Annotated in this window: 9 protein-coding genes; 4 read left to right on the top strand and 5 right to left on the bottom strand. The window is 38.9% G+C overall.

Annotation, left to right across the window (positions count from 1 at the left end; translation table 11 throughout):
• The 4 genes from Q8907_07400 to rlmN all read right to left on the bottom strand — a co-directional run.
• A partial coding sequence (locus tag Q8907_07400; GenBank protein MDP4274087.1) for a hypothetical protein occupies positions 1–276 on the bottom strand: 276 nt, incomplete at its 3' end.
• Between the two features lie 90 nt (positions 277–366).
• On the bottom strand, positions 367–2,526 hold the full coding sequence (gene scpA / locus Q8907_07405) for a methylmalonyl-CoA mutase (protein MDP4274088.1): 2,160 nt from the start codon (positions 2,524–2,526) through the stop codon (positions 367–369).
• A gap of 50 nt (positions 2,527–2,576) precedes the next feature.
• Positions 2,577–4,445: a methylmalonyl-CoA mutase family protein gene (locus Q8907_07410; GenBank protein ID MDP4274089.1), complete on the bottom strand. Its 1,869-nt coding sequence runs from the start codon at positions 4,443–4,445 to the stop codon at positions 2,577–2,579.
• Between the two features lie 224 nt (positions 4,446–4,669).
• Positions 4,670–5,737, bottom strand: coding sequence for a 23S rRNA (adenine(2503)-C(2))-methyltransferase RlmN (gene rlmN / locus Q8907_07415; protein MDP4274090.1), 1,068 nt, complete (start codon positions 5,735–5,737; stop codon positions 4,670–4,672).
• Between the two features lie 378 nt (positions 5,738–6,115).
• Here rlmN and Q8907_07420 point away from each other — a divergent pair, with 378 nt between their 5' ends.
• The 4 genes from Q8907_07420 (at position 6,116) to Q8907_07435 (ending at position 10,030) form a co-directional block, all read left to right on the top strand.
• Positions 6,116–8,266: a S46 family peptidase gene (locus tag Q8907_07420; GenBank protein MDP4274091.1), complete on the top strand. Its 2,151-nt coding sequence runs from the start codon at positions 6,116–6,118 to the stop codon at positions 8,264–8,266.
• A 17-nt stretch (positions 8,267–8,283) separates the two neighbouring features.
• A complete protein-coding gene (gene rnhA / locus Q8907_07425; protein MDP4274092.1) occupies positions 8,284–8,745 on the top strand; it encodes a ribonuclease HI in 462 nt (153 codons plus the stop codon).
• A 126-nt stretch (positions 8,746–8,871) separates the two neighbouring features.
• A complete protein-coding gene (locus Q8907_07430) occupies positions 8,872–9,393 on the top strand; it encodes a SiaB family protein kinase (protein ID MDP4274093.1) in 522 nt (173 codons plus the stop codon).
• Positions 9,394–9,487: 94 nt separating this feature from the next.
• Positions 9,488–10,030 (top strand): DUF502 domain-containing protein, encoded by a 543-nt coding sequence (locus tag Q8907_07435; protein ID MDP4274094.1) that lies wholly within the window; start codon positions 9,488–9,490, stop codon positions 10,028–10,030.
• Positions 10,031–10,070: 40 nt separating this feature from the next.
• Here Q8907_07435 and Q8907_07440 read toward each other — a convergent pair.
• Positions 10,071–11,223: hypothetical protein (locus Q8907_07440; GenBank protein ID MDP4274095.1), on the bottom strand; the 1,153-nt coding region annotated here is incomplete at its 5' end.

An 11,223-nucleotide genomic window follows, 5' to 3' on the forward strand; every position in this document is an offset into this window, starting at 1 on the left:
CAATGAAAGAACCAGCAGTCCGGCAGCATCTTCATCTCTTTTCGGCAGAATAACCGAAAGTTCGTAACGACCGGTAGCCATGACGGATAAAATTCCAACAATACTGGTAAAAAGGGCCAAGGTCCCAAAATCGGAAGGTTGATAAAGACGAGTCAATACAGGATAAGCAAGTAAAGGAATTATCTGGGCAACAACATTCCCGGAAAATAAGGTAATTATATTCCTGAAAAATTCGCTGTCTTTATATTGCCGTATTTTATTTGCCAGATATGACATTCAATCAAAACTGCCTTCCTCTTTATAAAATAAAAAGCTATCTCCTGCAACAATCAGCAAAAGATAGCTTAAAAATATTATAAAAATGTTTTATTCAGAAATACTTTCGAGCAATACCTCAAGAATTTTCTTGGCAGCAACAGAGACAGGAGTCCCGGGGCCAAAAATCCCAACCACTCCGGCTTTATAAAGGAAATCATAATCCTGGACAGGGATAACCCCACCGGCAATAACCATGATATCCTCACGGCCAAGTTTCTTTAATTCTTCAATTACCTGAGGAATCAATGTTTTATGACCGGCAGCAAGACTTGAAACGCCAAGTACATGAACATCATTTTCGACAGCCTGTTTAGCTGCTTCAGCTGGAGTCTGGAACAAGGGTCCCATATCCACATCGAAACCCATATCGGCATAACCGGTAGCAACAACTTTAGCGCCACGGTCGTGTCCGTCCTGTCCCATTTTTGCGATCATAATACGGGGCTGACGTCCGGCAAGTTTTGCAAAACGGGCAGCCATTTCACGTGCCTCTTTAAAAGAAGCATCGTCTTTTGATTCGGATAAATAAACTCCAGATATTGAACGTATCACTGCTTTATACCTCCCTGCTACTTTTTCAATGGCTTCGGAAATTTCTCCCAAAGAAGCTCTTTTTTTAGCTGCATCTATTGATAATTCAAGTAAATTGCCTTTACCGCTCCGGCATGCTTCTGTAATGGCATCAAGAGCAGCCTGTACTTCAGCCCCATTTCTTTCAGCTCTCAGTTTTTTCAAACGGTTGATCTGAGCTTCGCGAACGGCAGTATTATCAATTTCAAGAATATCAATGGGAGCTTCCTTTTCCAATTTATATTTATTAACTCCTACAATCACGTCCTTGCCTGAATCAATTCTGGCCTGCTTACGGGCAGATGCTTCTTCAATTCTCATCTTCGGCACTCCCGTTTCAATAGCCTTAGCCATACCGCCTAATTTTTCAATTTCCTGTATGTGTTCCCAGGCTTTATGGGCAATTTCATTGGTCAGATATTCAACATAATAAGAACCGGCCCAGGGATCAATGGAACGGCAGATATTGGTTTCTTCCTGAAGATATATTTGGGTATTGCGGGCAATACGGGCAGAGAAATCAGTAGGCAATGCAATGGCTTCATCCAAGGCATTGGTATGAAGGGATTGGGTATGCCCCATTGAAGCAGCCATTGCTTCAATGCAGGTACGGGTGACATTATTATATGGATCCTGCTCGGTGAGGCTCCATCCTGATGTCTGCGAATGGGTACGCAATGACATGGACTTAGGGTTCTTGGGATTAAACTGTCTTACAATTTTAGCCCAGAGCATACGGGCAGCCCTCATCTTTGCAATTTCCATGAAATGATTCATCCCTATCCCCCAGAAGAAGGATAACCGTGGAGCAAAAGTATCTATATCCATTCCGGCATTAATCCCGGTACGTAAATATTCAAGTCCGTCGGCAAGGGTATAGGCAAGCTCAATATCAGCTGTTGCACCGGCTTCCTGCATGTGATAACCGGAAATACTGATGGAATTGAACTTGGGCATATTCTTGGAAGTGAATTCAAAAATATCGGCTATAATTTTCATAGACATGGCCGGCGGGTAAATATAGGTATTCCTCACCATGAATTCCTTAAGGATATCATTCTGTATGGTCCCGCTAAGCTGATCGAGTGTGGCACCCTGTTCCAGGGCGGCAACTACGTAAAAAGCCAATACAGGAAGCACAGCACCATTCATGGTCATTGATACAGACATTTTGTCGAGGGGTATCTGGTCGAACAAAATTTTCATATCCAGAATAGAATCAATGGCCACACCAGCCTTACCAACATCGCCAACTACGCGCGGATGATCTGAGTCGTATCCTCTGTGCGTTGCCAAATCAAAAGCTACGGACAATCCTTTTTGTCCGGCTGCCAAATTACGGCGATAAAAGGCATTTGATTCTTCTGCAGTTGAGAACCCTGCATATTGACGGATAGTCCATGGACGCATTACATACATTGTGCTGTAAGGCCCCCTTAAAAAAGGAGCAAGGCCTGCAGCATAATTCAAATGCTCCATCCCTATTAAATCATCTTCAGTATAAACCGGTTTTAAAGGAATTTGCTCAGGAGAGATAAAATCTTTTTTAACATGATTTTTCTTCTCCCATTCTTTTCCGGAAAGATTTGATTTCCCGTTTTCCTCTTTGAAATTTATATGATTGAAATCTGGTCGCATTTTATATTTTTTTATTGCAAACTTTATTGTGGCGGATAGTACCTGCCGATCTATAATATACCCAGTTCTTTTTGATATTCCCTGAGAACCTCCAGTGCATTGGTTTTGATATGAACAAAATGAGTGATTCCAATGCCTTTAAGCTGTTCAATACTGTTGGCAGGATAACCGGCAACAGTTACAATTGATTTGCCGTTAAGCTTTTCGAAAACGGCCGGGGCCACTGTGGCGTATTCGTCATCAGAACTGCAGATAACGGTTATATCAGCCTGGGCATCAAGGGCAGCTTTCACACCGTCGTCAACAGTTGCAAATCCGGGATTGTCTATAACCTTGAAACCTGCACAGGCAAAATAATTTAACGAAAAACCAGCGCGGGCTTTCCGCATCACAGGATTGCCAATGGTCAATAAAAATACCACAGGCTTCTTACCACTGAACTTTTCGGTTTTCAGACGCAAGGCTTCAAATTCTGCAGCAAGACGTAAGGGTTTTAACGGCCTGACGACATCCCCTTTTGAAGAAGGGAAAATATTATAAACTGTTTCATCCGTATCGTTGGAGGAAATTTCTTTTATATTGGGATATTGGTTTGTACCCACCAACACTTCCCGGCGTTGGTTTACAAGTGTAGTCCGCTTTTGTGCTGTTGCTTCAATCTTATCCTGAATAAAACCGGCTTTAAATGCAGCGAAATATCCGCCTTTACTTTCAACCTCTTTAAAAAGGTCCCAGGCCATTTCTGCAATATTTGCCGTAAGGTTTTCTATATAATAGGAACCGGCTGCAGGATCAGTAATCTTGTCAAAATGAGATTCTTCCTTTAGTATAATCTGGGTATTGCGGGCAATATGTTCTGAAAATTCCGAAGGCTTCTTAAAAGCCCCGTCGAAAAGCAGAACTGTCAATGAATCCACACCGCCTATAACAGCAGACATGGCTTCAGTTGTGCTTCTTAGCATATTTACATACGGGTCAAATAAAGTCTGATTTAACCTGCTGGTTACGCCATGAACATGCATTTGAGCCAAATCAGCGGGGCATTTATAGGCCTTAACTATGGTTGACCATAAAAGCCGGGCAGCCCTTAACTTGGCAATTTCCATAAAATAGCTGGTTCCAATGTTAAATTTGAATGCTATTCTCGGAACAAGCTTTTCTGGCTTCATGCCTTTTCCGGTAAGAAAATTGATGTACTCGCTACCCATGGCCAGCGAGAAAGCCAATTCTTCGACAATTGATGCACCCGCATTGGCAAAAATATTCCCATGTACGGTTAAAACCTTCAGATCTTCAGACATCTTGGCAGAATGTTCCATTGCGGCCAAGATATTTGCATGGTCTTCATCTTCCGAATCATAAAATCCCCCGGTCTGGGTTAATTTCCCCAAGGGATCGAATTCAATAAAACCATTCAGGTGTTTGGATAAATGCCTGGTTTCTTTAAGAAGATTCAGGAATGGGGTGGGATTTCCGGGAAGTCTGAAATTGAGTTGGATGTTTTGGGTATTGATACCCTGGAGAAGTTGCTGAAGTTGATCAATTTTGTCTATCGCTTTGCCATCCTGATTGAAGTTAAATGTTATTGCGGTAACTCCTTTGCTTATGAGTTGCAAAGCTTTCAGATTGGCATCTTTAAAATCAGTAACTTGAACTTCCTGACAGATGTTCCACTGGTTTTTGATTTTATTCCCTCTCACATAAGGGAAAGTACCGGGTTGTTTTTGCAGAAATTTAAGATCGTGTAAATCTTCTTCCCGGTAATATGGTTTAACTTTAAATCCTTCGGGAGAATTCCATACCAGTTTCTTTTCATAATCAGCGCCCTTTAAATCTTTTTCAATGGCCGCTTCCCATTCTGAGGTAGAAACAGGGGGGAATTCTTTAAAAAGCAACTGTTCTTCTTTTTTTGAGGTCATAATTAATCAAATAAAGTTTGGGCAAAAGTAAACTTTTTTCAATATAAAAAAAAGCCGAAGAAAGGCCCTTTTAACGAAGCACTTATAAAATGAACTACTATTTATGCTCCAATCACTAATTGAAATAGAATAAAACCCTTAACTATGGCCTTTTATACGAGATTGTCACTTTCAACAAACAGAATAATTCTGTTTCCTTCACCTTAACCAACAGCTAAGATTATTTATTCAATCATCATTTTGCATTGCAATCTGGCTGCCAGCTGCCCACAGGCTGCATTTATATCTTTCCCACGGCTTTGACGAATATTTACTACCAGATTCCGGCTTTCCAGGTAGGCCGTAAACATCCTCACATTTGCTTCAGGAGAACGTTCGAAACCACTACCCTCAACCGGATTGTATTCTATTAAATTGACCTTGCAAGGTATATTCCGGCAAAATGCAGCCAGCTCTTTTGCATCATTCAGGGTATCGTTAAAATCCTTCAGCAACAAATATTCAAAAGTGATGCGGGCCCCTGTTTTTTGATAAAAATATTTTAAGGCATCTGTAAGTTCTCTTAAAGGATTGGCCTTGGAAACCGGCATAATGCTGTTCCTTTTAAGTTGATTGGCCACATGTAAAGATACTGCCAGATTAAATTTAACATTATCATTTGCCAGTTGTTTTATTCCAGAGGTGATACCGGAAGTAGAAAGCGTAATCCGTTTTGGGGAAATGCCCAGGCCATCTTCAGTGGTGATATAATAAATAGCTTTTTTTACATTTTCATAATTCAGTAAGGGTTCCCCCATTCCCATCATCACAATATTTGAAAGGGGTTGTCCAAATTTTTCGAAAGCCAACCTGCGTAAAAGTGCGACCTGATCATATATCTCGTCGTGCCGCAAATCCCTTTTGAGTTTCATCTGTCCGGTAGCACAAAAATGGCAACCTAAGGCACATCCCACCTGCGACGAGATACAAGCAGTAATCCTTGAATCAGCCGGTATTAAAACACCTTCTGTAATTAATCCGTCAAACAGCTCAAAAGCAATTTTCAGGGTATTATCGTCACTCGTTTGTATTTCTGCTATTTTCACAGCACGAATTACAAAATGTTCTTCCAGTTTTTTCCTCAAATCAACAGAAAGATTGGACATCTCATCAAAAGAAGAAGCCGATTTTTCCCAAAGCCATGCATTAATCTGCCTGGCCCTGTACTCCTTTTCTCCGATCGACAAAATAAAATCAACAATCTGACCGGCGGAAAGATTGCGAATATCAATTTTTTGTATTTCTTTTTCCATGGTGCAAAATTACGCTTTTTTTCCGATTTCTTGTTAATATCCAAATACTGTTGTAATTAACGTTGAATCTATTATAACTTATTGATTATAAGCACATCAGTCCAACAACGCGATTTTTGTAACATTCGCCATACTTGGAAAATGCTATCCTTTACAATATTTTTGCGAATCGTCGGTTTTAACATTAGTATATTTTTCCCCGGTTAATTATATAATAAATTGTGAATTTTATATTAAATTTTTCTTCTATCTTTGAAAATGTTCATCACAGTGATAGGGGAAAAAATAATTTTCTCCGGGAATAAATGATTAATGAGACAAATAGCTACAACTAGTATATCCTTATTTTGAAACAAAATTTTACAATTCAGACATAACATGAAAAAATTTTTCTCTCTGCTTGCAATTATACTACTTACGTTTCGCCCTGGAATAGCCGATGAAGGAATGTGGCTGCTGCCCTTGATTCAGCAGCTGAACATGAATAAAATGAAAGAGATGGGCCTCAGGCTTAATGCCGAGGACATTTATAGTGTCAATCACTCGAGCCTGAAAGATGCAGTGGTTATTTTTGGAAGCGGATGTACCGGTGAAATTGTTTCCCAACAGGGTCTTTTATTGACCAATCATCATTGCGGTTTTGAATCTGTACAGAGCCACAGTTCTGTTGATCACGATTATCTCACCAACGGTTTTTGGGCCAAAACAAAAGCCGAAGAAATGCCTACTCCTGATTTGACCGTTACTTTCCTGGTTAAAATTGAAGAGGTCACCAATAAAATAAATGCAGCGCTCAAGCCTGGTCTGGATGAATCGGATAGAAAAGAAATCATTAAAAAGGTTAGTGAAGAAATACAAAATAATGCTGTTAAAGGGACACATTATTCTGCCGAGGTAGATGATTTTTTTGGAGGAAATAATTTTTACCTGGTAGTATATGAGAAATTTCTGGATGTTCGTTTTGTAGGAGCACCTCCATCCTCTATTGGAAACTTTGGTAAAGATGCAGATAACTGGACCTGGCCCCGGCATACAGGCGATTTTAGTGTATTCCGTGTTTACTGTGCCCCCGATGGCAGCCCGGCCCCATACTCCAAAAACAATGTTCCGCTAACCCCTAAACATGTTTTCCCCATTTCCCTTAAGGGAGTTGAAAAAAATGATTTCACCATGATCATGGGCTATCCGGGTAGCACCAACCGCTATATGACCTCTTTTGAAGTCAAAGATCTACTTGAAAATGAAAATCCCAACAGAATAAAAATAAGAGGGTTGCGTCAACAGATCCTGATGGATGATATGAATGCAAATCCGCAAATCCGCATCCAATATGCTTCGAAATATCAACAATCAAGCAATTATTGGAAATACTCCATCGGGCAGGACAGAGGGATCAACAACCTTGATGTAATCCGGACCAAGCAGGCATTTGAACATCAGTTTGAACAATGGGTTGCCCAGAATCCCGGCCGGACTAAAGAATATGGACGAACCCTGAAAATGATTGAGGATGCAGTGATTCAGAATAAAGATTACAAAAATGTCATGCAATATCTGGAAGAATCCTTACTGACTTCGGCCGAAGCCATAGGCTTCTCCTTCAATTTCTTTGATTTATATGCCACCCTGAAAAATGAAAAGGACAGCAGTCAGAAAATTTCAAAAATGATTAGTGATACCCGGGAATCAGCAGATAACTTCTTTAAAAATTATAATGCTTCTACGGATAAGAAAGTAACCGCGGCCATGCTGAAAGTTTTTTACGATAATATTTCACCCACTTTCAGGCCCGACTTTTTTACCTTAATAGAAAAAAAATACAAGAAAAATTTCGGGAAATTCACAGAAAACCTATTCAAGAAGTCTATGTTTGTTGATAAAACCAAGATAAGTGCCTTCCTGAACAAACCCAATGTCAAAGAGATTGAGAAAGATCCTGTTATGAGAATAGCTCTTTCCATTTATCAAAAATATTATGAGTGTTATATGTTTTCCAAATCATTCCGAGACAGTTTATCCAAAGCGCAAAGGCTTTATATTAAAGGGATTAGCGAAATGGAAAAAGATAAACCTTTATATCCGGATGCCAACTTCACTATGCGCCTTACATACGGAAGTGTAGGCGATTATTATCCCCGCGATGCCGTTCATTACGACTATTATACCACCCTGGAGGGGGTAATGGAAAAAGAAGATTCCACCAGTCAGGATTTTATCGTTCCTAAGAAATTAAAGGAGCTGTATAAAAACAAGGATTATGGAGAATATGGACAAAACGGAGTCATGCGGGTTGATTTCACAACAAATAATGACATTACCGGTGGAAATTCAGGAAGTCCGGTTTTAAACAGCAATGGCGAACTGGTGGGACTTGCATTCGACGGAAATTGGGAAGCTATGAGCGGGGATATCGTCTATGAAACCTCCCTTCAAAAATGCATTTGTGTAGACATCCGTTATGTCTTGTTTATCATTGATAAATTTGCAGGTGCAAAATATCTTGTTGACGAAATGAATTTAATCCGTTAGGTAGAAATAATATTTAAATGCCTGCAGAAGTAACCATTTATACCGACGGATCGTCAAGAGGAAATCCCGGACCTGGCGGATACGGGGCAGTATTGATTTCAGGGAAATTCAGAAAGGAACTTTCTCAAGGTTATCAACATACAACCAATAACCGTATGGAGTTGATGGGGGTAATAGCTGCCCTGGAAGCATTGAAAAAAGAAAACTGCTCCGTCACTCTGTTCACCGATTCTAAATATGTTGCAGAAGCTGTTGAAAAAAAATGGGTGTTCGGTTGGGAAAAAGTCAATTTCAAAAATAAAAAGAATCCGGATTTGTGGAAAAAATTCCTGGTTTTATACCGGAAACATCAGGTTAAATTTATTTGGGTAAAAGGACATGCCAACAATGTAGAAAACGAGAAATGCGACAGGCTTGCTGTAGCAGCAGCCATGAAACCGGATCTGGCCAAAGATGAAGGATACCTGGAAAATCAGTAAAATTCATCCTTTCTGCCTGGACCTAGAATCAGAAAATAGTTTGGCTTATGAATTTTATAATACTTTATTAAAAAATTTCTAAAATAATTTCTTTAATTTTAAGATCTAAACTATGAGAGAACTAAAATGGAGACAAGCGATATCATTCTATGCTTTAAAGGTAATATAACGCCAGAAGCAATTGAAGGATTATTGGCTAAACTGAAAAAAGAAATACTGGAGCAGGGGAAATTTAAAGTGAACGTTTATAAAAAGCTTTTAACACTTACCATAGAAATCCTTGAAAATATATACAGATATAGTGACTCCATAAATAAAATAAAAAGTCTCACCCACCTTTATATCCCTCGTTTTACCCTATATTTTCATAAGGATGAGTTTACAATCACTGCGTGTAATCCAGTGATTACAGAGGATTATTTTCCCCTTCAACAAAAAATCGACTTTATCAATTCATTGGATAAGACCCATTTTGAGAAATTTTACAGGCAGATCATTGATAACGGACAATTTACCAAGCAGGGAGGTGCAAGTCTGGGACTTTATGAAATAGCCAAAGCTTCCTCTTCAAAACTTGAATATAGTTTTGAAAAAATTAATGATGAATTTGTTTACTTCACACTGCAAACCAAAGTTTTAATTCATTGATTTTATTAAAAGTTTTTTCCGGGTTATAAGGAGTGATTTTTCTATTTACTTTTGTACTCTATAACAGAATTTGCACAAATGTATTTATTTTAAAATGAGGAAGTTAATTAGTTTTTTTATTCAGGGATTTATTTTTGTCGCCCCTTTATGTATTACCGTTTATATACTATTTCTCATCTTTGAATTTTTTGACGGAATACTTCCGTTCAAAATTCCCGGGTTAGGAATTTTAATCATTATTGTTTTTGTTACTTTGCTGGGATTTATCGGCCAGACGATTATTGGACGGCCCATACGATTTGTAATTGAAAGAACAATAGGTAAAGCCCCATTCATTCAGGCGATATACAGTTCTATCAAGGACCTGCTTTCAGCCTTTGTAGGGAAAGAGAAAAAATTTAACCAGCCGGTACTGGTGAAAGTCAACAAAATATCCAACCTCGAAAAAATAGGCTTTATGACCAAAGAGGACTTATCCGATCTGAATATTGAGGATAAGGTAGCCGTATATTTCCCTCATTGCTATGCTGTTTCAGGAGAATTATTCATTGTTCCCAAAGACGATGTTAAGCCACTTGACATCCCTGCTGCAGAAGCCATGAAATTTATTGTTTCAGGGGGTGTGACCAAAGTTTAAATATGACAATATTTTTATTTTTTCGACAATAGATCAATAGTTAATATTGGTCTATTATTTTCCCATCCTCTTTAGAAATTAATAAAAGCTTTGCCCGGCCTGCCTCCAATTTGACAGAATAATCCTTATTTACAAATTTATCTCTAATTGTAAACACCTCGTCTGTGTCCGTTTCCGATTCAAGCAAATACATCCGTGCTTTCTCATAATCAATGGGCCTGATCAAAATTCCAGGATTAGAACAATCTGTGACAAACTCAGAAGTAATATTTCCTTTCTTTGCCGCATATTTGTATAATTCTGCAATTGTATTAAGATTCGTATTTAATTCCACAGGGTACTCTGAAATTAATATTTTCCCTTTACCCAAAGTTACCTCTTTAATTTTACCATGATCTTCTTTCCAAACCATTTGATCGATACTCTGCATGGCTGAAGTATTATAATAATTCAACTGATATCTTTCATTTCCTATGGTTAAAAATGAATTCAATTGTAATACCGGTTCTGTCCTCGTCTCAACTCCCAGTTCTGCTAATCTTTTTACAGATTCGAAATGAGGGTCCCTATCAATAGGACCGGTTATTAATAAAGTAGTTCCCCCGGATACCCATTCGCATATTTTATTCCAGGCAGTATCGGTTAACGCCTGTACAGAAGGTAAAACAACAAGCTTAGGAATAACTGTAACCCGGTCTAAATGGTATTCGCTGGCGACATTAAATTTAAACCTGGCATAATAATGCATTGCTCTAACAGCATTTTTCGTTGCCGTTAATGCAAGCGACTGATAATTTGAAAATTGTAATGAAAAAGGAATTACCAATAAGATTTCAGGCTCTTTGGCAATTGTAAAATACTTGGCATTTCTATTCACAAATTTTGCAAACTTCTTGTACATAGCTTTTTCCGGAGAAGCAGTTCCATCGCAACGATTTAACCCAATGCTTGACTCATTTTCATTTAAAGCTGTGTTGGCATCCCAAACCCAGGGAATTACCCCCGCTCCTTCCGCAGCAAAACCAATACAAATTTTACGTTCCAGTATTTTTGCATAATCCTGTTCACTTCGACGGCCATTCCCTCTCAAATCAGTGTATCTCATCAAATTGGTTTCCTGTACCAATAAAGGTTTATTCTGGGTTTTAGCCATAAGATTATCCCAGAGCAAATCGTCATCCTGCCACCAGGAA

It is taken from the genome of Bacteroidota bacterium, from assembly GCA_030706565.1.
Classification (GTDB): Bacteria; Bacteroidota; Bacteroidia; order Bacteroidales; family JAUZOH01; genus JAUZOH01.

Bases quoted from the DNA above. Each gene is read 5' to 3' on its own strand.
- scpA (MDP4274088.1), bottom strand. From the start codon at position 2,526: ATGCGACCAGATTTCAATCATATAAATTTCAAAGAGGAAAACGGGAAA.
- Q8907_07410 (MDP4274089.1), bottom strand. From the start codon at position 4,445: ATGACCTCAAAAAAAGAAGAACAGTTGCTTTTTAAAGAATTCCCCCCT.
- rlmN (MDP4274090.1), bottom strand. From the start codon at position 5,737: ATGGAAAAAGAAATACAAAAAATTGATATTCGCAATCTTTCCGCCGGT.
- Q8907_07420 (MDP4274091.1), top strand. From the start codon at position 6,116: ATGAAAAAATTTTTCTCTCTGCTTGCAATTATACTACTTACGTTTCGC.
- rnhA (MDP4274092.1), top strand. From the start codon at position 8,284: ATGCCTGCAGAAGTAACCATTTATACCGACGGATCGTCAAGAGGAAAT.
- Q8907_07430 (MDP4274093.1), top strand. From the start codon at position 8,872: ATGGAGACAAGCGATATCATTCTATGCTTTAAAGGTAATATAACGCCA.
- Q8907_07435 (MDP4274094.1), top strand. From the start codon at position 9,488: ATGAGGAAGTTAATTAGTTTTTTTATTCAGGGATTTATTTTTGTCGCC.